The 22,076-nt window shown below is 36.7% G+C and carries 20 protein-coding genes and 4 pseudogenes; 6 read left to right on the forward strand and 18 right to left on the reverse strand.

Features of this window, described 5'->3' with window-relative positions; all coding sequences use genetic code 11:
- Positions 1–483 precede the first annotated feature (483 nt).
- The gene (locus M1D94_RS11850) at positions 484–1,323 is read right to left on the reverse strand and encodes a thymidylate synthase (RefSeq protein ID WP_282627605.1); all 840 of its coding nucleotides are present in this window, start codon (positions 1,321–1,323) and stop codon (positions 484–486) included.
- A 275-nt stretch (positions 1,324–1,598) separates the two neighbouring features.
- Positions 1,599–1,763: a hypothetical protein gene (locus tag M1D94_RS11855; RefSeq protein WP_021479219.1), complete on the reverse strand. Its 165-nt coding sequence runs from the start codon at positions 1,761–1,763 to the stop codon at positions 1,599–1,601.
- Positions 1,764–2,154: 391 nt separating this feature from the next.
- On the opposite strand from M1D94_RS11855, the gene cotU reads away from it, so the two are divergent.
- Positions 2,155–2,415, forward strand: coding sequence for a spore coat protein CotU (gene cotU / locus M1D94_RS11860; protein ID WP_064671425.1), 261 nt, complete (start codon positions 2,155–2,157; stop codon positions 2,413–2,415).
- Positions 2,416–2,729: 314 nt separating this feature from the next.
- Here the strand turns inward: cotU and dutA are convergent, their stop codons facing one another.
- Both dutA and M1D94_RS11870 read right to left on the reverse strand, forming a co-directional pair.
- The gene (gene dutA, locus M1D94_RS11865) at positions 2,730–3,164 is read right to left on the reverse strand and encodes a dUTP diphosphatase DutA (RefSeq protein WP_282627606.1); all 435 of its coding nucleotides are present in this window, start codon (positions 3,162–3,164) and stop codon (positions 2,730–2,732) included.
- A gap of 29 nt (positions 3,165–3,193) precedes the next feature.
- Positions 3,194–3,655, reverse strand: a complete 462-nt coding sequence (locus M1D94_RS11870; protein WP_029317844.1) for a DUF2691 family protein — start codon at positions 3,653–3,655, stop codon at positions 3,194–3,196.
- 428 nt (positions 3,656–4,083) lie between these two features.
- On the opposite strand from M1D94_RS11870, the gene M1D94_RS11875 reads away from it, so the two are divergent.
- Together M1D94_RS11875 and alr are read left to right on the forward strand one after the other, a co-directional pair.
- Positions 4,084–4,509 carry a hypothetical protein gene (locus M1D94_RS11875; RefSeq protein WP_014479913.1) on the forward strand — a complete coding sequence of 142 codons (426 nt, stop codon included), beginning with the start codon at positions 4,084–4,086 and terminating at the stop codon, positions 4,507–4,509.
- Between the two features lie 430 nt (positions 4,510–4,939).
- Positions 4,940–6,124, forward strand: a complete 1,185-nt coding sequence (gene alr / locus M1D94_RS11880) for an alanine racemase (RefSeq protein ID WP_021479223.1) — start codon at positions 4,940–4,942, stop codon at positions 6,122–6,124.
- A gap of 101 nt (positions 6,125–6,225) precedes the next feature.
- On the opposite strand, the gene M1D94_RS11885 is transcribed toward alr, so the two are convergent.
- Positions 6,226–7,641: a sugar porter family MFS transporter gene (locus M1D94_RS11885; protein ID WP_041850792.1), complete on the reverse strand. Its 1,416-nt coding sequence runs from the start codon at positions 7,639–7,641 to the stop codon at positions 6,226–6,228.
- Positions 7,642–8,053: 412 nt separating this feature from the next.
- Here M1D94_RS11885 and yncB point away from each other — a divergent pair, with 412 nt between their 5' ends.
- Positions 8,054–8,689, forward strand: a complete 636-nt coding sequence (yncB, locus tag M1D94_RS11890; protein ID WP_017697666.1) for an endonuclease YncB — start codon at positions 8,054–8,056, stop codon at positions 8,687–8,689.
- Positions 8,690–8,903: 214 nt separating this feature from the next.
- Here yncB and M1D94_RS11895 read toward each other — a convergent pair.
- The 3 genes and pseudogenes from M1D94_RS11895 to xylA all read right to left on the reverse strand — a co-directional run.
- A pseudogene (locus M1D94_RS11895) lies at positions 8,904–9,068 on the reverse strand (glycoside hydrolase family 11 protein); the annotation flags it as partial.
- A gap of 104 nt (positions 9,069–9,172) precedes the next feature.
- Positions 9,173–10,672, reverse strand: a complete 1,500-nt coding sequence (gene xylB / locus M1D94_RS11900) for a xylulokinase (RefSeq protein ID WP_456270254.1) — start codon at positions 10,670–10,672, stop codon at positions 9,173–9,175.
- 150 nt (positions 10,673–10,822) lie between these two features.
- Positions 10,823–12,160: a xylose isomerase gene (xylA, locus tag M1D94_RS11905; RefSeq protein ID WP_041850794.1), complete on the reverse strand. Its 1,338-nt coding sequence runs from the start codon at positions 12,158–12,160 to the stop codon at positions 10,823–10,825.
- A 241-nt stretch (positions 12,161–12,401) separates the two neighbouring features.
- Here xylA and xylR point away from each other — a divergent pair, with 241 nt between their 5' ends.
- Positions 12,402–13,556, forward strand: a complete 1,155-nt coding sequence (gene xylR / locus M1D94_RS11910; RefSeq protein WP_141950031.1) for a transcriptional repressor XylR — start codon at positions 12,402–12,404, stop codon at positions 13,554–13,556.
- A gap of 137 nt (positions 13,557–13,693) precedes the next feature.
- Here xylR and xynB read toward each other — a convergent pair whose 3' ends face one another.
- Positions 13,694–15,295, reverse strand: a complete 1,602-nt coding sequence (gene xynB, locus M1D94_RS11915) for a xylan 1,4-beta-xylosidase (protein WP_141950033.1) — start codon at positions 15,293–15,295, stop codon at positions 13,694–13,696.
- Between the two features lie 30 nt (positions 15,296–15,325).
- On the reverse strand, positions 15,326–16,717 hold the full coding sequence (locus M1D94_RS11920) for an MFS transporter (protein ID WP_077671703.1): 1,392 nt from the start codon (positions 16,715–16,717) through the stop codon (positions 15,326–15,328).
- Between the two features lie 440 nt (positions 16,718–17,157).
- Here M1D94_RS11920 and M1D94_RS11925 point away from each other — a divergent pair.
- Positions 17,158–17,427, forward strand: a pseudogene (locus M1D94_RS11925) (thermonuclease family protein); the annotation flags it as partial.
- A gap of 84 nt (positions 17,428–17,511) precedes the next feature.
- On the opposite strand, the gene M1D94_RS11930 reads toward M1D94_RS11925, so the two are convergent.
- From M1D94_RS11930 to M1D94_RS11965, 8 genes and pseudogenes are all read right to left on the reverse strand, one after another.
- Positions 17,512–17,982: a hypothetical protein gene (locus tag M1D94_RS11930; RefSeq protein ID WP_456270255.1), complete on the reverse strand. Its 471-nt coding sequence runs from the start codon at positions 17,980–17,982 to the stop codon at positions 17,512–17,514.
- A gap of 183 nt (positions 17,983–18,165) precedes the next feature.
- Positions 18,166–18,333 (reverse strand): annotated as a pseudogene (locus M1D94_RS11935) (hypothetical protein).
- 112 nt (positions 18,334–18,445) lie between these two features.
- On the reverse strand, positions 18,446–18,721 hold the full coding sequence (locus M1D94_RS11940; protein WP_032725793.1) for a hypothetical protein: 276 nt from the start codon (positions 18,719–18,721) through the stop codon (positions 18,446–18,448).
- 42 nt (positions 18,722–18,763) lie between these two features.
- Positions 18,764–19,115: pseudogene (locus M1D94_RS11945) on the reverse strand (hypothetical protein).
- Positions 19,116–19,229: 114 nt separating this feature from the next.
- Positions 19,230–19,865 (reverse strand): DUF3885 domain-containing protein, encoded by a 636-nt coding sequence (locus M1D94_RS11950; RefSeq protein ID WP_141950036.1) that lies wholly within the window; start codon positions 19,863–19,865, stop codon positions 19,230–19,232.
- Positions 19,862–20,092, reverse strand: coding sequence for a helix-turn-helix domain-containing protein (locus M1D94_RS11955; protein WP_032725791.1), 231 nt, complete (start codon positions 20,090–20,092; stop codon positions 19,862–19,864). The genes M1D94_RS11950 and M1D94_RS11955 overlap by 4 nt, the downstream gene beginning before the upstream one ends.
- A gap of 578 nt (positions 20,093–20,670) precedes the next feature.
- Positions 20,671–21,051 (reverse strand): UPF0715 family protein, encoded by a 381-nt coding sequence (locus M1D94_RS11960; RefSeq protein WP_029726895.1) that lies wholly within the window; start codon positions 21,049–21,051, stop codon positions 20,671–20,673.
- Positions 21,052–21,139: 88 nt separating this feature from the next.
- A complete protein-coding gene (locus M1D94_RS11965; protein WP_141950038.1) occupies positions 21,140–22,042 on the reverse strand; it encodes a CPBP family intramembrane glutamic endopeptidase in 903 nt (300 codons plus the stop codon).
- Between the last annotated feature and the right edge of the window lie 34 nt (positions 22,043–22,076).

Consider the following 22,076-nt stretch of genomic DNA (forward strand, 5'->3'; position numbering starts at 1 on the left):
ACAATTAAGCTATTCAAGTGTTTAAAAAACCTAGAAAGGTTGATGAAAATGAACCTTTATTTAGTTATAGCTCTTGTTATTTCAGTTTTTTTTAATGTGATCTTATGTATCCAGTTAATAAAATACAAAACCAATCGATCCACTAATATAAATTGGAAAGAAAGGATGGGACTCAACAATCCTTTTTCAGCTATAGTATGGGCTTTTCTTTTCATTACAATTTTCTTGAGCCTTATGATATTAATAGGAGGAATTAACACCTTATAAAACCAATGGCCTTTTCATATCGTTCGTTTAATTTTTCAGACCACGCAATCGTTGTTCACTTGTACTAAGAGAACCCAACGCTTCTAACAATCCTTTTGTTTCGCGTTGGGCTCCAATTTTGTTTACTATTTGTTTATAGAAATATGAAGAAGAAATTTCTTCATTTTTAGCCTAATGCCAGCTTATATTCTGAAAAATAACAATAAAAAGGCAGCATTAAACCGCTACCTCAAATAAAAGCTTGGCCCCATGTTTATAGTTGATTAATTTGAAATCATCAATGGTAAAGTTATAAAAATCTTTCACTTCAGGATTGATCCATAGTTCAGGTGCTTCAAACTGTTCTCTTTCCATTTGAATTTTCAAATTGTCTATATGACGTGTGTACACATGGCAATCCCCAATGTTAAAGATATATTCACCAAGCTCATAACCAGTCACTTGAGCAATCATGCGCTGCAACACATTGTACTGGAATACATTGAATGGATTTCCCAATGCCATATCATTGCTCCGTGCTCTTACCTCGAGGTGGAGCTTACCTTGCTTCACATACCATTGAGTTTCGTATACACATGGCGTTAAGGACATTGCGTCTAAATCATCAGGATTCCACAGCATTGTAATATGTCTGCGTGAAGACGGGTTGTTCTTCAATTGATGAAGAAGATAGTCTACCTGATCCACTTTTTCTCCATTTAGACTTCTGTTTTTCTTCCCCAGCTGAAATCCATATGCATGTCCGATGGTGCCGTCTTCTTGTTTCCACTGATCCCAAATATGTACGCCCATCTTGTTTAAATCATTAACATCATTAGATTTCAGCTGCCAAATCCAGAGCAACTCTTTAATGGCTGTTTTCCAGGCAACCTTTTTTGTCGTTAAAATCGGAACCTCTGAGTTGTCGAATCTCATTTGCTTACTCATTACACTTAGAGTATGTGCCGGTGTTCCATCTGAGTCCCACTTGGTTCTTACATCAAACTCTTCGTCTGAGATTCCATTATTGATGATATCCTTTATAATTGAATTGTATTGTTTATCGAATTGCGTCATGACTATTCATATCCTTCTTTCATTTTCAGTTGCTAAGCATAATTTATTACGAATGCAATATTATCGCAAATACTAAGCACTCGCAGATAAAGTGAGGATCTTATTCCACTCACTGTGTGTTTAAAGAGGAGTTAATAACCCCCTCTTTTACACCTGTATTTCTCCATAACATAGTCTGTCACATAGCTCATAGTTACCGCCAGTTTGGTACATACACCGTTGATAACATTGTTGAGGATTATAAGAAATGGTTTGATATTGCGGCACATAAAAATTCAAATAGTCAGGTGTTTGTGTATACCAAATTGGAAATTGTCTAAACACATTAAATCCTCCAATAGCTTTTTCTGATTTAATGTATTGTATTTTACCTCAAAATCAATTGTCATTTGTCCATGTGCAATTGGGCTTTCTTTAAAATAAATTCTCTCTAATTTCAATCATTTGATCATTAACAACTTTTTTATGATATTTGGCAGCGGTTCATTCCTTATCTGTTTCTAACCGGTTTTGCTGTTTGTTTTTGATGTCTAACTCTAAATCCTTCAAAAGCAGTGTTAAAAATCACATCATAGAGCTCTTGAATCTTAACCATAACGTTCAAATATTCTTCAATGAGAAAGTCCCTTTTTACGTATACTAATCTTCTCTATACACTTTACTATTATTTTACAGTGATTGAGTGCTCTCTCTCGCTCTTAAACAGCTATCCGTTTTGTTTTTCAGAAAGTGTTTTAAACAGCCTCTTTTTACTATTCTTATTTCATTTGACCATACCATATCATTTAAACTTCATAAATTAAATTCGAATAACATAAAGGAGGAATTTAATTGGGTTATTATAAAAAATATAAAGAAGAGTATTACACTTGGAAAAAAACATATTACAAAAAGTATTACGACAATGATAAGAAGCATTATGATTGCGACAAGTATTATGATCATGATAAAAAACATTATGATTATGATAAAAAGTATTATGACCATGATAAAAAGTATTACGATGATCACGATTATCATTACGAAAAAAAGTATTATGATGACGATGATCATTATTATGATTTTGTCGAATCATATAAAAAACATCACTAAATCTCTTAAACGTCTATTTATTCCCCGGCGACATACCGGGGGCTTTTTTATGATATTTATCGACGATACTCAGATTTTTTTGTGAAGTCTTATGTCTCATTTCATCTTATATTTTGAACTTGTCTCATGGCTGCTGTAAATTCAATTATTAATGAACACATGTCATTTAACTTGGCTTATTATTAGTGGCATTACTAGTTTGTAGTTGCCTTCCCCTACTTATAAAAATTTAGATAAAAGTATTTCTTTGTACCTTGGCTGAAACCTCCATTGATCAATCACACAGCATGAAGACAGCCAAGGATTTATTTTGTTTACTTAGTACCTGTTGAACCGAGTCCTCCTCTATCCTCGTTTCCCAAATGCTCGACTTCAACCAATTCAACCGCCGGCATTTTCTTCATGATTCTAAACTGGCAGATACGATCACCCTTCTTAATTTCAGTATCACGCAATGCATAAGCAGGAAAGAACCAGAAATCGTTGTCTCCCTTATATGACTCATCGATAACACCCATTGAATTTGTTTGAATAACGCCAAAGTTCTTATATGTACTTGAACGAGGGACGACATGTGCTTCGTAACCTTCAGGCAGCTCCATTGCAACACCTAATGGGACAAGCTTAAATTCATCTTTTTTGATTGTTATATCCTCAGCTGCCCGAAGATCAATCCAGTCTCCCTGCTCAATTTTGCTGATTCTTGTTTGTGTTTCATCTAGATACTTGATTTTAATTTGCATTGTCATGTACTAGCTCCTTTAATTTTTATTGACTATCATACAGTAAGGCTTGTTCTTGTGTCATTTTCATCAGTTATAAATTGAACGTCTTCAAAATCATTCTGTAAAGCATTGAAGTAAAGTTTTTCAATGATATTTTTGTTTTTACAGTAAATCGAAACGTAGCTATTATCTGCTATCAAAAGGACAAGTTCGCAATCACTGTCAGCAAACTCTTCATATGTATTGACTTGATTAACCATTTTTCCATATGGAAATGCTTTCAGTTCAACGAAAATGGTATAGTACTGATTCGTTTTTAATTGTTGCTCAAAAACTGCCCCTTCAACAATTGCGTAGTCATGAAAAAGCTCCTCATCATCGAGCTCTCCTTCTACAACAAAATAAGATTCCCCACTCGTTTGCCACCTATAATTAGCTATTTCTACCGGCTGCAGTATTCTCCATAGAAAATTTCCATATTCATTCGGTATTTGAAAACTAACTCCCCTATTCATGTATACCCCTTACTTAAACGATTTTTGTGAATACGAGTTTAATTATATACTCTAATGTTAGGTTTATGGAACAAGGAATCGACTGCCTTTTCAACCGATTATCTTTTACAGAATTTCCTCAGCCCTCCTCATTTAAAAGGTTCTTCAATGTTCATAACAATAGACGCCCTCTTGTTCTCTTGTCTTTGTTGAGAAAAGTTAGCCAGTCAGTGCCTTCATATGTAGTGTCCTGCTTGTCTCAGACCGTACTTGATTACGCTTTAATCATCCTGATGTTATGACATGTTTACTCCGTCATAAATATTCACCAGAAATAAACATACCCTTTTTGTATTTCTTGTGAATTATAGGATTTCCCAAAGGTCTTTCCAACTCTTTACCGAATGTATAATTTTGTAATTTATTTCTTATATAGGAGATGAAGAAAAGTGTTTAAGAAAATTGTGGTAGGTTCGATTTTAGTTAGTTCAATTACAGGATTAAGCTCTACTTATGCTTCAGCTGCATCAATTGACCACACACCTAAAAAAGTCACTGCGTTTGCCGCACAATCCGATATTATACTAGAAGAGGAAGAAACGTTTAGAGGTGACGGAAAATTTTATTTTGATTATTATGGAAGTGAAGATGGCGAAATCAGAGTTTTTGTTGAGAATACAGGAAGCAATCCATTTGAATTCAAAATTGTAAAACCAGGTGGTGGAACAATCGCTTCCGGCTATACAGTTAAACCTGGCAAAAGTGTAACTCTAACTCTTGACGTATCACACTATAAAACCGGAACATATTATATTCGCTGTCAAAATGATGATGGAGCTAAGATAAAAGCTTTTGCAAAAGTGCGTGCTCTCTAATAGGAATCCAATGGAGCAAGGAAGATTGCTGTTACTTCCTTGCTTTTTCTGTGCTTCTATACTGCAAACATCAAACATCAAACATCAAACATCACTAATTCTAACCTGTATCCTTTGTATTGATGAACGGTAAGTATTTCCTGATTAGATTTCTCGTTATCATCTACCCTTAGAAAAAAATGTCCCAAAACAAATAATCATTTTTGTAATCCTCGGTCGCCGTACCCATTAACACCCCACTTACAAGCCTCATGTATCCCGTACTTGCTATTATTCGAACATTGATAGGCACCTTCTCGTATCACATGGATTTGCTGTTGAATGATTTCAAATAAAGTTGAATAAAATAAGATCGAATCATCCAACAATTAACATTTATTCTTGCGGCAATAGGTGGTATTTACAATCCATAAGAAGGAAGGAAGCGTTGATGATAAAGCTTTGCCGAGAAGTTTGGATCGAAGTCAATCTTGATGCCGTTAAAAAGAATTTGCGAGCGATTCGCCGTCATATTCCACATAAGAGCAAAATTATGGCTGTCGTAAAAGCGAACGGTTATGGTCACGGGTCTATAGAAGTGGCACGCCATGCACTGGAACACGGGGCGAGTGAGCTCGCTGTTGCCAGTGTGGAGGAAGGAATCGTTTTACGAAAAGCTGGGATTACAGCACCTATCCTTGTGCTTGGTTTTACATCCCTTAGTTGTGTAAAGAAGTCAGCAGCTTGGAATATAACATTATCAGCATTTCAGGTTGATTGGATGAAAGAAGCAAACGAGATATTGGAAAAAGAAGCGAGTGCTAACCGGCTGGCCATTCATATTAACGTGGATACCGGCATGGGACGATTAGGTGTACGCACAAAGGAAGAACTTTTAGAAGTAGTGAAAGCCTTAAAGGCAAGTAAATTCCTCAGATGGACAGGGATTTTCACACATTTTTCGACAGCTGATGAACCGGACACAACACTCACAAAGCTGCAGCACGAAAAATTCATCAGTTTTCTCAGCTTTTTAAAAAAACAGGGGATTGAGCTGCCCACCGTGCATATGTGCAACACGGCTGCAGCTATCGCATTTCCGGAATTTAGCGCTGATATGATCCGTTTAGGTATCGGCTTATATGGTTTATATCCTTCAGCCTATATTAAACAACTAAACCTCGTTAAGCTTGAACCTGCGTTAAGTTTAAAGGCGCGCATCGCTTATGTGAAAACCATGCGTACAGAACCCCGAACCGTTAGCTATGGTGCTACATACGTCGCAGAACCTAATGAAGTAATTGCTACACTCCCGATTGGCTATGCTGACGGCTATTCTCGTGCCCTTTCCAATCGCGGGTTTGTTCTTCATCGCGGAAAACGAGTGCCAGTGGCGGGAAGAGTAACAATGGATATGATCATGGTCAGTTTAGGAGAAAACGGTGAAGGTAAACAAGGAGAAGAAGTCGTGATTTACGGTAAGCAAAAAGGAGCCGAGATTTCCGTTGATGAAGTGGCTGAAATGCTCAATACGATTAACTATGAAGTCGTGTCTACATTAAGCCGCCGCATCCCTCGTTTTTATATAAGAGATGGCGAGATTTTTAAAGTATCAACTCCAGTATTATACGTGTAGAACATCTTAAAATGCTGAATCAAAATCCCTCTACCAGAGGGATTTTGATTTTTCTGAAACTAAAAAAATCCCTCCTATAAGAAGAGAGATTTTCAACATATTTATACCTCAATAATTGATTGTTCAGGAGTATTATGATCTTGTCGAGAACGAAAATGCTCTTCTAATTCTTCAAGTGTACGCCCCTTTGTTTCCGGCATGAATTTGTATACAAAACCGATTGCCAATACACCTAAAGCCACAAATATAAAGAATGTAAAAGACAAACCTACAGAGCTAAGCAAGATCGGGAAAGCAAAACCGATCACAAAGTTTAATATCCAAAGGAAAAAAACACTTATCCCAGAACCAAGTCCTCTTAACCTTTGAGGGAATATTTCCGCTATGACAAGCCAAGTCACAGGTCCTACACACCCTTGCATAAAGGCAAGAAATAAAACGGTCAAAGAAAGCACTACATAAGGAAGTGCCATAGATCCATCAAGCACAATTGAGAAAATTGCAATCAATAGGAGAGCTGTAGTCGTCCCCGCCAAACCAATCAATAATATTGGACGCCGTCTCACTTTTCCGACCAGCCAAATCCCAAATATAACTGCAATAACTGATATCAGCCCATTTCCAATATTAGCGATTAAAGCCGCTTTTGTACCAAAACCAGATTCTTTAAGGATTTGTGTGCCATAATACATAATCGAGTTCACACCTGTAATTTGATTCACTATGGCAACACCGATTCCAATCCATAAAAGACGGCGCAGCCATGGTGTAGAAAAGTCCTTGAGTGATGCCTTTTCTAGTGCTGTATCTTTTTCTACCGCTTCTTGAATTTCTCTACATTCAGCTTCTGCACGTTTATCTTCTCGAATTTGTTTAAGAACTCGCAGCGCCTCACTGTTTTTGCCTTTGGAGATTAGCCATCGGGGGCTTTCTGGTACCTTAAGCATACTGGCAAATAACATGATAGCCGGTACAGCACAAATGACAAGCATGTATCTCCAAACATGTCCCGTATTTGCCATTGTTACACCGAGAATCGCATTAAAAACATATGCTAAAAATTGCCCGCCAACAATCATTAGTTCATTTTGGGTTACCATACGCCCTCTCTTTTCATGCGGTGCCATTTCTGCTAAAAAGGCCGGCACCATCGCCGAGGCTCCTCCAACAGCCAGCCCCAGTAAAAAACGAAAGACCGCCATGATGAAAACATTAGGTGCTAACGCTGTTCCCAGTGATGCCAGGAAAAATAAAAAGGAAAGATTAAGGATCATTTTACGGCGGCCATATCGATCAGCCAATCTTCCGCATAACAACGCTCCAAACGCGGCACCTAATAATAGAATACTCGTAACAAGCCCTTCTGTAACCGGTGTTAAATCAAGCTGATCTGGCCTTGCCATAAAAGGTAAAGCTCCATTTATAACTCCGGTGTCATATCCAAAGAGAAGCCCTCCAAAAGTTGCTGAAATCATTATTAATTTCAACCTTCGATTTCGATGTTCATTCATATCCATTTCCCCTGCCTTTATTAAGAATACTTAATAAGCTCTTTCAGTGTGGATATTGAGTCAAAACTAAAGTCATCTCTATCTTAGATTTTCGCCTCTGGATTTGTAACCGTTTACATTTTTAGCCAATAGAATAAACCTAAGCTATTAGTTGTTATGTTGTAGTAATGTTTTTGTCACATTATTGTCATTTCTCATATTATCATAATTCCAAAAGCATTTTCAGTCAATATTATTTTCAGGATTATTTATTTCCGCTATGTGATGGTGATGTTTTGATCATCTCGTTGTGAAGTTAACTATTGGCAATTTGAGTGTTATAAGTTCCCTTGAAGTTTTCCATTCACAAAAAATGTCCATATCGTTATAATGATGATGTTTAATCGCGAAAAGAGAAAATGATAAAGAGGGAATCAATATGAAGAAGATTTTGATCAGTATGATCGCAATCGTTTTAAGTATTACTTTGGCAGCTTGCGGATCACATCACGCAGCCAAAAACCATTCAGATTCTAATGGGACGGAGCAAGTCTCTCAAGATACTCAATCTAATGAATATAATCAGACAGAACAAAAGGCCGGCACGCCTCATTCAAAAAAGCAGAAGAAATTGGTCAATGTTACATTAGATAGAGCAATAGATGGAGATACGATTAAGGTTATTTACAACGGAAAGAAAGACACAGTTCGCTACTTGCTCGTTGATACACCTGAGACGAAGAAACCAAATTCTTGTGTTCAACCATACGGTGAGGATGCGTCGAAACGAAATAAAGAATTGGTCAACAGCGGTAAGCTACAGCTGGAATTTGATAAAGGCGATCGCAGAGATAAGTATGGAAGACTGTTAGCATACGTTTATGTTGACGGCAAATCTGTTCAAGAGACATTATTGAAAGAGGGTTTGGCCAGAGTAGCATATGTATATGAGCCTAACACAAAATACATAGACCAATTCAGACTAGATGAGCAAGAAGCAAAATCAGATAAACTGTCAATTTGGAGTAAGAGCGGTTATGTGACAAACAGAGGATTTAATGGCTGTGTGAAATAGAAAAACACTGTTCGTTAAAAAAAGCAGCAAACCTAGCAGAATGCAGTTTCCAAAGAATGAGAAAGAGATGATGGCGTGTCTAGTTTCCATTCTGCTTATCAAGCTAAAATCATGCAACTAGCCTGTAAAATTTCCGCTGTATAGTAACAATAAAAAACACCCCTTCACGTCAATGTGAGGGGGTTATTTGTGTATAAACATCCTTCCTATTTCATCATAAATCAAGAGATCCCTCTACCGTCGTTAGCGCGGTTTCATACATCTTACCCATTGGCACTCCTAAGCTTCCCCACTTCTTGAAGTGTTCGCTGACAGAATACGGTTCCGCTCGTTCGTTTTGCTGCTGGACACTCCAATACTGTTTAAAGGTTGCGATACCTTATTCTCACCATCTTTTCAAAAGAAGGCAGCCATGTCATCAAAGGCCTTTGATGATGATTGATCATTAATTGTTTTTCGGTTGATCTCCGGACAATAACATCATTAGTTTTTTCGAAAGCTCTTCAAAGCTGTATTGAGATCCTTTGTGTGAGTATAAATGTTCTTATACAAATCAAATAGTGTTTTATATTTTTGAACATTTTGTGCCTTTGGATAAAATGCAGCAGCCTCACGAATGAACTGCTCTGCACATTCTTCAAGGGATTCAAACCATCCGCTTCCAAAGGCAGCCAGCATTGCAGCCCCCATAGCTGGCCCTTGTTCATTTTCTAACTTAATTACCCTCGCATTGAAAATATCAGCTTGCATTTGCAGCCACGTATCATTTTTAGCTCCCCCACCAATAGAAACAACAGTATGAACTGATTTTCCCGCTTCGCGGAATAGCTCAATTGATTCATGTAAAGAGAATGTGATACCTTCCATTATTGCCCTCAAAAAGTGCTTTCTATTATGGGCTCCATCCATTCCGATCAAGCTTCCCCGAATAGAAGAATCAGCATGCGGCGTTCTTTCACCAACCAAATAAGGAGTGTATAGCAATCCATTGGCTCCTATCGGAATAGCTTCCACCCCCTGCAATAATTGCTCAAACGATTCGTTTGGTGCAAACGTTCTTTTAAACCAGTCCAAGCTGTATCCTGCAGCGAGCGTGACGCCCATCGTATAAAAAGAATTCTTTTTTCCATGATTAAAAAAGTGGACTTTGCCTTTAAAGTCTCTTTCTTTTTCTTCTTCGTAGGAAAGTATGACCCCTGAGGTCCCAATACTGCATAAAGTTTTTCCGGAAGAAAGGATACCTGCTCCAATAGCGCCGCAAGCATTATCTGCTCCCCCAGCGTACACTTTTGTTTTTTCTAATAGACCGGTCTTGGCGGCAACGTGCGGAAGCAGCGACCCTACACAATCATGAGATTCAACAAGCGGAGGACAAATATCTGCAGAAATACCAATTTGATTGCAAATATCATTGCTCCACTCCTTGCGAGTAATATGTAAAAGTAAAGTTCCTGCTGCATCGGAGTATTCGGTGTGAATGGCACCGGTCATACGGAATCGCACATAGTCTTTCGGAAGCAAAAACACAGCAGCTTTTTTAAAAAGTTCAGGTTCATGTTCCTTTACCCATAACATTTTAGGTAATGTAAACCCTTCTAAAACACGGTTTTTTGTGATGTCAAGAAGATGATCGCCAAATTTCTCGGTCATCCTTATACATTGAGGCGTTGTTCTGGTATCATTCCAAAGAATTGCATTACGTAACACCTGACGATCTTGGTCAAGCAGTACTAATCCATGCATTTGTCCCGAATAGCTTATCCCGTCAATATCCTTGGCTTGAACATTGGATATAGAAACCAATTCAGTCAATGCTTCAATTGTTTGCTGCACCCAGTCTTCAGGATTTTGCTCACTATATCCCGCCTTCTCTTGGATGAGCGGATACCTTTTGGACGTTTCTGCACAAACCTTGCCGTTTTGGTTAACTAAAATGGTTTTAACAGCACTCGTTCCAAGATCTATTCCAATGACATACTTCATTTTTTCACTCCTTGCCCTTTTAAAAAACCATTCACTCTAAATAAATCCTAATTATAGAAGTTACCCGTCATAACAACAAGCAATAGGAAAGGAATCATGACGGGTAATTCAGTGACTTGGTATTGATAGCAGGATCTGGAGCTTATCCTGTTATACTTCTAAAATGTATTGGTTCAATATCGCTTTTAATTTCTCCTGTCTTCCAGATTCGTTTTTAATTGATTTATGATTTAGCGCATATTGCTCAAGTGTGTGGAAATTAGCTCTTCCTTCTATAATTTCAAGACCAATCCCTTCAGTAAAGCTGCGGTAACGATGTTGAATCACATCTTCAAACACACGATCTTCGATTAATTTGTGGGCAACTTTCAATCCTCTTGCAAATGCATCCATCCCTGCAATATGGGCATATATTAGATCATCAGGCTCGAAAGAAGATCTTCTGACCTTCGCGTCAAAGTTTAATCCGCCGCTTCCTAGGCCGCCATTTTGCAGGATTTCGTACATTGCTAATGTCGTAGAATATAAATCCGTCGGAAATTCATCCGTGTCCCAGCCTAAAAGAGGATGACCCTGGTTTGCGTCAACAGAGCCAAGCAGACCATGTACTCTTGCCATGCGTAATTCATGTTCGAATGTATGCCCGGCTAATGTGGCATGATTGGCTTCAAGATTTAATTTAAAATGATTGTCTAAGCCATATTGCTTCAAAAAGGCAATGGTTGTTGCTGCATCTGTATCGTATTGATGGGTGGTCGGCTCTTTTGGTTTTGGCTCAATCAAAAACTGCCCTGTGTACCCGATTTCCTTCGCATAATCCACTGCCATATGCATAAATCTAGCCAAATTATCAAGCTCAAATTTTAAATCGGTATTTAACAATGTTTCATATCCTTCACGGCCGCCCCAAAATACATAGTTCTCAGCGCCAAGCTCTTTTGCTGTTTCTAACCCTTTTTTCACTTGTGCTGCAGCATACGCAAACACATCTGCATTGCAAGAAGTCGCGGCACCATGGACGAAACGGGGATTCGTAAACATGTTTGCGGTATTCCATAATAGCTTAACGCCGCTATTTCTCATGTAATCTTTAATCATGCCCACGATCATATCTAAATTTTGGTTTGTCTCTTTTAGCGTACTGCCTTCTGGTGCAATATCCCGGTCATGAAAAGCAAAGAATGGTGCATCTAGTTTTTCAAACATCTCAAATGCTGCTTCTACTCTCATCTTCGCTAGATCCATGCCTTTATAGTGATCCCATGGTCTTTGCATCGTACCTGCTCCAAAAACGTCTGTTCCATCAGCGGTAAATGTATGCCAATAGGCAATAGAAAATCGCAAATGCTCTTTCATCGTTTTTCCGCCGATTACTTCTTGAGGATTATAATATTTAAATGCTAAAGGATTAGTCGAATCTTTCCCTTCGTAAACCACTTTGTTTGCGCTTCCAAAATAGTTGATTGAACTGGAATGAGATTGAGCCATGTGATTTCCCCCTTAAAAATAAATTCATTCAAATACAGATGCATTTTATTTCATATAGTAAGTACATTACCTATTAGTTTGTTGTTTAAACAAACTAACTTATTTTCATCTTATATAACCTCGTCAGTATTTTCAATATTTTTTTTAGTTTTTTATGAACACATTAGATATAATAAAGATAAGATTCACTATGTACTATGTTCATACTTAATTTAAAGGTTATACAAATGGAGTGGATGAAGTGGATATCGCAGATCAAGCCTTTGTCAAAAAAGTAAATCAAAAGTTATTATTAAAAGAAATACTTAAAAATTCACCTATTTCAAGAGCAAAATTATCTGAAATGACTGGATTAAATAAATCAACTGTTTCATCACAGGTAAGCACGTTAATGAAAGAAAATCTGGTATTTGAAATAGGTCAAGGACAATCAAGTGGCGGAAGAAGACCTGTCATGCTTGTTTTTAATAAAAAGGCAGGATACTCCGTAGGAATAGATGTTGGTGTGGATTATATCAATGGCATTTTAACAGACCTTGAAGGAACAATCGTTCTTGATCAATACCGCCATTTGGAATCCAATTCTCCAGAAATAACGAAAGACATTTTGATTGATATGATTCATCACTTTATTACGCAAATGCCCCAATCTCCGTACGGGCTTATTGGTATAGGTATTTGCGTGCCTGGACTCATTGATAAAGATCAAAAAATTGTTTTCACTCCGAACTCCAACTGGAGAGATATTGACTTAAAATCTTCGATACAAGAGAAGTACAATGTGCCTGTTTTTATTGAAAATGAGGCAAATGCTGGCGCATATGGAGAAAAAGTATTTGGAGCTGCAAAAAATCACGATAACATTATTTACGTAAGTATCAGCACAGGAATAGGGATCGGTGTTATTATCAACAACCATTTATATAGAGGAGTAAGCGGCTTCTCTGGAGAAATGGGACATATGACAATAGACTTTAATGGTCCTAAATGCAGTTGCGGAAACCGAGGCTGCTGGGAATTGTATGCTTCAGAGAAGGCTTTATTAAAATCTCTTCAGACCAAAGAGAAAAAACTGTCCTATCAAGATATCATAGACCTCGCCCATCTAAATGATATCGGAACCTTAAATGCATTACAGAATTTTGGATTCTATTTAGGAATAGGCCTTACCAATATTCTAAATACTTTCAACCCACAAGCCGTAATTTTAAGAAATAGCATAATTGAATCGCATCCTATGGTTTTAAATTCAATGAGAAGTGAAGTATCATCAAGGGTTTATTCCCAATTAGGCAATAGCTATGAATTATTGCCATCTTCCTTAGGACAGAATGCGCCGGCATTAGGAATGTCCTCCATTGTGATTGATCATTTTCTGGACATGATTACAATGTAATTTTTTAAGGAATGGACAGCTCATCTTTAAAGATGAGTTTTTTTATTCTAGGAGTATTTCTGAAGCAATAGTGACATAGGCACCTTCTCATATGAAAAAGGAGTTCTAAAATAGAAATCTCCTTTTTCATGTGCAAATTATTTTTCTTTATAACGAAAATATCTAAAATCGGCCGGAATATGATTACCACTGGTATCTTGGCATTGCATCCCTACAAAGGCCCCTGTGAAGAATCCTCCCCCACGGATGTAATCATCTGATAATTTTTTCGATTCCAGTGCAATGTCAATTTTGTGCCAATCTTCTTTGTTAAAAGAATAGAAATAATAATATTTGTCCTTTTCAATATTTACTCTTAAATATACATACTTTACTTCACGAGGAATAACAATTTTATTGTGTAATGGCTGTGAAAAAGAAAAGTTGTCACATATTGTTAATTCAAGAATGCGGCCAAGTTCTTCATCATGCGTGACTTGAAGAGCCGTCCAGTTCTCTGTATTGTAGTAATTCACTAATCCAGCGGCTTGTTGAAAATTTTCCGGATAAAACTCAACAGCAGTTTCGGCTTCAAAATGGAGACTTTGCCAGCGTCTGGCTACAAATGCCTGAGTAAATGTCGAGGTCAATGATTCATGACCGAATAATCGTAAATGATTTGGCGCTTGAGTCAATGAACCTAATTCATTCGTGAATGGAATCCTTAAAGTTTGAAAATTTATATTTAATGTTGAATCCTCAAATTCATCAACTTCCGGGTACGTTGCTTCAAATATTGTTTCGGGTATAGAAGGTGCATCTACCTCCAAGCTTCCTTCTTTTCCACCTACTACATAGGGCCATTCATCTTTCCAGTAAAGTTTTTGAATAGCTGTTTCTCTGCCCAAAGGACAGTATCCTCTCTGCTGAAAAATTGAATCATCGTCAGGATGAATAGGACGTCCCGTTAAATGAGCTAAATACCACTCATCTGTATGTGTTTGAACAATGGATGCATGACCACATTTTTGCAATGGATTTCCTGGGTCATGCCATGACGTTAAGATTGGATTATCGGGATGAACTTCATATGGCCCCTCAATATTTGCAGAACGGGCAATTGTAGCAGCATGTTCGTACCGTGTTCCTCCTTCTGCAGTTAATAAATAATAATAGTTCCCGATATGATAAAGGTGCGGAGCTTCTGTCAGTTTTCTATCCGTTCCTTCAAATATGACTTTTGGTTTACCGATTAATTTTTGCTCTTTATCAGAATATTCCTGTATAACAATTCCTCCAAATGAGTGCCGATCAATACGGTGATCCCATAACATATTTAATAAATACTTTTTTCCATCCGTATCATGGAACAAAGAAGCATCAAACCCCGAGCTATTTAATTTAATCGGCTCCCCCCAATCACCATTAATCGTTTCACAGGTAACTAAATAATTGTGACAATCTTTCCATGCGCCATCTACTACCTTAACATCCGTATAGATCAGCCAAAACTTCCCATCACTATAGCTTAAACATGGTGCCCAAACCCCACCTGAATTTGGATTTCCTTTCATGTCTAATTGTGAAACTCTCTGTAATGGATGTGCAACTAAGTGCCAATTTACTAAATCTTTTGAGTGGTGTATCTGGACTCCCGGAAACCACTCAAATGTAGATACAGCGATATAATAATCCTCTCCTGCCCTACAAATACTTGGATCGGGATTGAATCCTTTGAGTACTGGATTGGTAATCTTCATTTGGGACTCCTCCTCAGTTTATTTTCTTTTTTAAGCCTTGAAATCATCAATATGATCCAAATAAACTTTGTCTCTATTCTCTAATTCTCGAACCATGTTTTTATATTTTTTCTCATCTAAGTTATAGAAATTAATATCAATTAAAGCTAGAACAAGCAAGAACACGGGAATAATGGTTGTTGTAATTAAAATCCCCATTAATGCCGTCGGGGTTTGTGCCTGATTTGCTACATATCCAAACTTATCAAGAACCAGACCCGGAACAACTCCTCCTAAGGCCATACCAAACTTAAAGAAAAATCCGATTATAGCGTAAATGAGCCCACCCATTCTTTTCCCAGTCCTGTACTCTCCATATTCAATTGTTTCAGGAATAAGCGCCCACATATACCCCCCGGCAGTGAGACTTCCAGCAGCAGCGATTAATCGACAGACAAGTATGAGGTAAACATTACTTGGCGGAACAAACAGTAAAGCTAAGAGGCCGATAATATTCAGTAATAATGCATAGTTTAGTAATTTCTTTTTCCCCAAAAATTGATGAAGCCTTGGAATAAACGGTAAAATGACCAAAGCGGGCAAGCTTCCTATCAAACCGTACCACTTCACCAAATCCTCTCTTTCTAAGTTATACGTTACGTAGTAAATGCCAACCGAATTACTGATGGAATTCACTCCAAAAATAATAATAAAGAAAATACTTAATACAACAAGTGGACGATTAACACGAAACTGCTCAAATATATCCGTAAATTTAATTTTCTCTTCGGATTTTTGAAGAGTGACCCGCTCTTTTGTGCTTTTAAAACAAAAGATTAAAAGGCACCCGCCTATCATTCCCAAAATACCCATGGTTAGTTGCCAGCCAAGAGACTCGTTGCCGGAAGTATCGCTTAAATAAGCAGCCAGTAAGGGAACAAAAAATGCAACGACAAGTCCCCCAAGATTCGCAAATAACATGCGAACAGAAGTTATACTAACCACTTCTTGATTATTTCTAGTCATTGCAGAAGTTAACGCGCCATATGGAACGTTTATCGTTGTGTATGTAAGCGACAAGCCAACATAGGTTATATAGGCATATATTAATTTCCCCATATCCGAAAAGTCTGGTGTTGTAAAACAGAGTATTGCCAGTATGACAAATGGAAAAGCTCCGAATAAAAGATACGGTCTAAAGCGTCCAAATCTGCTGTTCGTTCTGTCAACTATTGTTCCGATAAAAGGATCAGCGAGAGCGTCGATTATTCTAACCACTAAAAACATAGTACCGGCTGCTGCTGCCGATAAACCAAAAATATCTGTATAGAAGAACAAAAGATAAGTAGACACTGTTGCATAAATTAAATTACAAGCAAAATCTCCAGACGCATATCCAACTTTTTCAACCATGCTAATCTTCTTTACATTTTCACTGAGCATGATTTCTCCCCTTTTCGATCCTTTAATATGGAACAGTGTGAAACGGTATAACAATTTCTCGAATTTACGGTCAGTAAACGTTTATAAAAGCGCTTTCAAAACAGTGCAAAAAAATATGGTGATCAGCAAGCAAAAAATTCATCTTTTTTCGTCATACCTTATATACCTGGAAAAGGATAAAAGCCTCATTCTTTCGTTTCTTATATTGTTTAGCTCCATTAAATAGACCCTCTTATCCCCCTTCCATCCATATTCAGTAAGACCTTATCTTGTGGACAATGAAAGTTCATCTTATTAGTTTGTTGATCGAACAAACTAACTTGATTTAATATTATAAAATCCTTTCGACTTTTTCAACATCTTTTTCAGAAAGTTTAAGCATTGTCTCGAATAATATTTAAGAATGCACGTATCAATTAATGACACCCAGTCTTTTTGTTACAGTTTGTTACTTACTCATAATCATTCCAAAGACTAAGAAAACAGGATTCTTATGTTCAATCATATGGCAACAATGTGAACTATGCGAAACAAGGAAGTGGTTAGCAGCGGTAAGCTGCAATTAGAGTTTGATAAAGTTGATCACAGATAATTATGGAAGACTGTTAGCCGTGCGTTTTGGTTAATGACAAGTCTGGTCTTGAAACATAATTGAAAGAAGGATTGGCCAGAGTGGCTTATGTTATGAGCCAAACACTATTTATCTAAATATTAAATTAAGAATCCAAGCAAATTCCATGTTGTCTTTTGTTGCGACTTGTTATTGAAATTGGAACAAAAGAGGAATACAGAAATCAGTTCTGTATTAGTTTATTCAATATATTGATTTTCCTTTGGTCTTTATAGTTCTTCTTTGTTCTTCTATAGCCATCTAATAAAGACTTTTTATAAACCTTGAGGTAATCATCAATCGTTAGCAAATGATATTTCGCTCCACCATCCTCAAATACCTCTAAGTTATTATAGTCTACATCTGCAAATGGTTTTAAATCCTCGATGTAAGCAATGCCTATTTTAGTATTAGTTTTTTTAAATTCATGCTCATGTAAATCAACCATTTTGTACCCTTGCAGTTCCATAAGTTTATTTAGTTTTTCCCACTTTTCCACTAAAAAAATTAAAGGAATAAGGATATCAATATCTTCTGGGGAAAAGTCCAACCCAGTTACCCTTTCAAGACCTAAAGAGCCATATAATAATGGAATTATGCCTAACTCTTTATTAAACGTTTTAGCTATATTGATAAATTCATTATACAATTTCATTTTTACCTCCCTAATATTTGTTGTATGATTACTAAGATTCAATTGTTTCTTGATTTTTCTTAAGCCCTCAATTTGTTTCATGTAGTAAATACCACAAACTCATTTAAACCCTTTTCTCACAAGAAAAATAAATTGAGTATCAGTACTCAGAATTGGATTGAAGGTCATTTTAAAAGGATTCTTTTATCTAAAAGGCCTTGATACTGAATTAAAGAACAACATTAAAATAATGATGGCTATTACAACAACAATCTCAAAAGCATGTGAACTGCCATCTTCTTTTTCTCGATCTTTCTTCTCCCTCAATTATTCCCTATATTTTCTTTGTATTTCATCCTTTTTCCTATCCATCTTACTCGACCCCTTTCAAAATAAAGTAAAGCCAAGCAATTCTGAAATTTTTTTATTCCTTCTTTTGACAAGCTCGAAAATACCAATGTATAAGCGTAATGCTTAACGGATTTTAAACTCCAAAAAACAAAGCCCCTCCGATAAACCAGAAAAAAGGAAATAGAAACATAATTGCGTTTAAAACAATCCCATATACAGCACATCGTTTATTTGTCTTTATTGAAACGAACGCTAAAATGATTCCTATAGGAGAAAGTAATAATGGAAAAAACACCGGCATTCCTTGCCACGGAATTGACATAACTCCCGTAAAAAAATTAATAATTAAAATAGCTGAGATAATTGGAATCGTGATTGAAAAAATAGCTGCAGCTTTTCTAATATTCATATTGAAAGCAAGTCTCCGTTCTCCTTAAAATTGTAGTTTTATTTAGTCTTGAGAAAGTTTGTCAAAATCTCTTTCTTTCATTTCAGGCAGAGTTATATCAATCCCTAACATTTTTATTAATTCTTGTACGTAGCTTTTTATTTGCAAGCATATTAAATGGGAAATCGAAATCAAATTCCTCTTTAACGCTTAGAATATCCATTGCATACGAACAGTTATGCTTCATACCCAAAAGATCATCATTAAAGCTTAATTCTTTATACGATTGATCAGATAACTCAAAGTGAGTAGCTAAATAAACACTAATATGGTTTCCACCTTGAGAATCAAAATCCACTAATCTTTTATCAACTACTAATAAAAATGCAGATCTCTCATCATCACATAATACCAACTGAAAAAATTCTAAGTTTCTCAGTTTCAATAACCGTTTAAATCTTGTATGTAAGGCCCTCATAATCTAATTCTGCCTTTCCTGATATAAATCGTTTTTAAAAAAGTATTACATTCACTTATACTCTTCTACCCAGTCGTGATACTTTTCATAAAGGTGACGTATTCGTTTGAAATCATGAGCTATGACTTCGCATCCGCGGTCATCATAGATAAAGAAAATAATGTCTTTTGTAATGTTCACAAAGAAAACATCAGGGTAATCAATAGAGTAACCTCCGAATTTCGGTTTTTGTGGAAAATCCTCATTACTGGCTGCTTTAAGTAATTCAGTTACACGTAAGTCTCGAGGTTTGCATAACAGGGAAAATTGTTGCATCTCGTATTCTTCAGCTTTATTGATTTCGAAAGGGTAGGGATATGTCTTCACCATAATTTGATTCAAATGATTTTTACATTTTAGAAACGGTTGATACACCTTTAATTTTCTTATACATTTCTCTTTCTTTTTGTGCTTATACATATTCGTCACAAGGAATATGTCATCATTTTGTTCAAATAATTCATTAAAAATGATTGAGGTTTGTTCATATACAACCCGAAACATCTTTAAATTCAATTCTTCATTTGCTTTGAGTTGATAGATATTTCCCCCAAGACAAAAATGGATTCCTGTGCCCCATTGATTATAGATGCTAGGAATTAATTCGAGGTTTTGAAACCTTTCCTCCATATACTCCATTATCTTCATTTAGACATTCTCACTTTAGGAATATGATCTTTTTGGAATATCAACAACTCATGCAGTTCGATGTTTTGATAGGGCCAGACTTTATCAAACAGCTCTCTCGGATACCGCTCCATTTCGTTATTATATAGCTTTCTGACAGTTGGATACTCATGATCAATATCTCTGGAAAGTTTCCGGATACTGATCTTTCTTTGGTCTATAATCGTTTTTACCTTTGATTTAATCATATTCTCACCTTTTAGTTATTTTTGATCACTTAAAATGATCATTAAGTTTATAATGGATCCTTGACCTCGCTGAATTTAATAATCCCGCTCTTCATGTTCAAATCCATAAGTACCTTTTATCCACACATCGCCGAAGCCTGAACTTTTTGTTATTTCCAACTGATCACCTTCTACTCGATCTGCTGCACTGTAGTCCAAATAACTTCCTGGAATTCTTTCTCGCTCCTTGAAAATATCCATCAGTTAGAGCTATTCTGCTAAGTTTCATATTTAGAGTACAGTCTTTATTATTGTGTATTGTGAATTTATAACCAAGTGCGGTCGGAATTCCGGTCGAAATTATCTGCCATGAAGACAATTGTTGATTCCTCGCTCAAAACAAAGTCTACATTTGTTTAATCCACCGTTAGCTTTGCTTCAGCATTCGGAAGATTAAAACTTGAGACTAAGCCTAAGCAAACCAAAGTTAAACGATTAACCCTTTTCATCCCTCTCTCCCTTTACCCGTTTATGGCGTAATTCGGTAAATGAAAGAGCTTTTTGACCGTGCATAAGGAAAAGGATTGTGATGATTTAAGCTACGCTGCTACCCTCCCAATGTTTTGCAGAAAAACCGAGTCCCAGATCCAAAATATTACAGCAAATGAGACGCTAAACAAGTATATTTCATATCCCATCAGAAAGTTTAAGGTGTTTTTTGGATCAGTAATGAAAGCGAAGAATAACCATACTAAGAAGGAAAAGAATATGTATATGAGTAAATATTTCGCGTTAAACCTTTTTGGATTGCGATTTAAGAAATATTGAACAGGTGCAGCAAAGATTAAATAAAAGATAAAGAGAAGAACACTTATTAGGAAGTATGGTATGTAGCCGTCATAACCAATGCCAAAAACATAAACAACAGCAGCTGATAACGCGGACAAGACATGAACAAATATGATCCTTAAAACTTGCATGTTTATAACCTCTTTCTTAATGAATGCTTCTTCAACATTGTCTAGATCCTCCTTAAAATCACTTTAAAACTACTGTTCTACTTAGAAATTAAACATCTTGGTCGCATTTCTCATTCTTCCGCCATTGAATAGCATTTCGGCGAGTTATCGCAACAGGTATTAAGAGTAGAGTACCGACAATAAGCAACATAAAAAAGATCACAAACAGCGCACCTGTTCCCGGAACAATTTCTTCATAGGTAATAAAGCGCTCCTTCCCCTGCAGGACGAAGAACCGAGAATTTTCGAGAAAGGCCAGATGAAAAGCGATAGACGTCCATAAGCTTCCTGTTACAATACGCAGGAGTTGAAGGATGCATCCAAAAGTCAACAATAAAACGATGTAATCTAATGTGATAGCAGGTGATTCAATTCCAGCTATATATTGTAAACCACTTACAATTATTGGTGCAAGCACAAACAGGATTGGTTGTAGGAGTAAGGCCATAAAACAGTTCCAACGCTTATTTAGAGCATAGTACACCGTCCCCCGAAAAGTTAATTCCTCTGGAAAAGCTTCATAAAAGAAAACGATAATCATATTTAAGAGCAATGCTGTCACTAAATGGACAGAGAAGTGAAATTGTGTAACTTTGATCCAGCCTAATAAATGGGCGATAGCGAAACCAGACCCGGATAGTACAATCACATATATTGCTCCTATTATGGCTTTCGGAATGGCTTGCCGCCACCCAGACAGTCCTATGGAATAAAAGGGTCTACTAGACATCCGTTTAAGAAGAATGTAGAGCAACGGGACAGTTATTAATGTGACTAAACCTGCTTGGATGCCTTGCTTCAAAAGCTTGGAAGCTCCTGCTTGGCTAGCCATTGAACCGACTAAAGTAGCAAAAAACAAAGCAAATACGAATGTTCCCCAACTGAGCAAGACAGTTCCTAACCATTTATGATGATTGTCTTGTTTTCCGCTTTTGGTGAGATGAATTTGCATTTGGATACCCCTCTCACATCATTCATATTAAGCA

The organism is Bacillus sp. JZ109 (assembly GCF_053903135.1).

Coding starts and splice junctions, on each gene's coding strand:
- M1D94_RS11950 (WP_141950036.1), bottom strand. CDS start 19,865: ATGAAGATAATGGAGTATATGGAGGAAAGGTTTCAAAACCTCGAATTA.
- alr (WP_021479223.1), top strand. CDS start 4,940: ATGATAAAGCTTTGCCGAGAAGTTTGGATCGAAGTCAATCTTGATGCC.
- M1D94_RS11920 (WP_077671703.1), bottom strand. CDS start 16,717: ATGCTCAGTGAAAATGTAAAGAAGATTAGCATGGTTGAAAAAGTTGGA.
- M1D94_RS11960 (WP_029726895.1), bottom strand. CDS start 21,051: ATGCAAGTTTTAAGGATCATATTTGTTCATGTCTTGTCCGCGTTATCA.
- M1D94_RS11930 (WP_456270255.1), bottom strand. CDS start 17,982: ATGAAATTGTATAATGAATTTATCAATATAGCTAAAACGTTTAATAAA.
- M1D94_RS11940 (WP_032725793.1), bottom strand. CDS start 18,721: ATGAATATTAGAAAAGCTGCAGCTATTTTTTCAATCACGATTCCAATT.
- M1D94_RS11850 (WP_282627605.1), bottom strand. CDS start 1,323: ATGACGCAATTCGATAAACAATACAATTCAATTATAAAGGATATCATC.
- M1D94_RS11870 (WP_029317844.1), bottom strand. CDS start 3,655: ATGAATAGGGGAGTTAGTTTTCAAATACCGAATGAATATGGAAATTTT.
- xylB (WP_456270254.1), bottom strand. CDS start 10,672: ATGAAGTATGTCATTGGAATAGATCTTGGAACGAGTGCTGTTAAAACC.
- dutA (WP_282627606.1), bottom strand. CDS start 3,164: ATGACAATGCAAATTAAAATCAAGTATCTAGATGAAACACAAACAAGA.
- M1D94_RS11885 (WP_041850792.1), bottom strand. CDS start 7,641: ATGGATATGAATGAACATCGAAATCGAAGGTTGAAATTAATAATGATT.
- M1D94_RS11965 (WP_141950038.1), bottom strand. CDS start 22,042: ATGCAAATTCATCTCACCAAAAGCGGAAAACAAGACAATCATCATAAA.
- yncB (WP_017697666.1), top strand. CDS start 8,054: ATGAAGAAGATTTTGATCAGTATGATCGCAATCGTTTTAAGTATTACT.
- xylA (WP_041850794.1), bottom strand. CDS start 12,160: ATGGCTCAATCTCATTCCAGTTCAATCAACTATTTTGGAAGCGCAAAC.
- xynB (WP_141950033.1), bottom strand. CDS start 15,295: ATGAAGATTACCAATCCAGTACTCAAAGGATTCAATCCCGATCCAAGT.
- M1D94_RS11955 (WP_032725791.1), bottom strand. CDS start 20,092: ATGATTAAATCAAAGGTAAAAACGATTATAGACCAAAGAAAGATCAGT.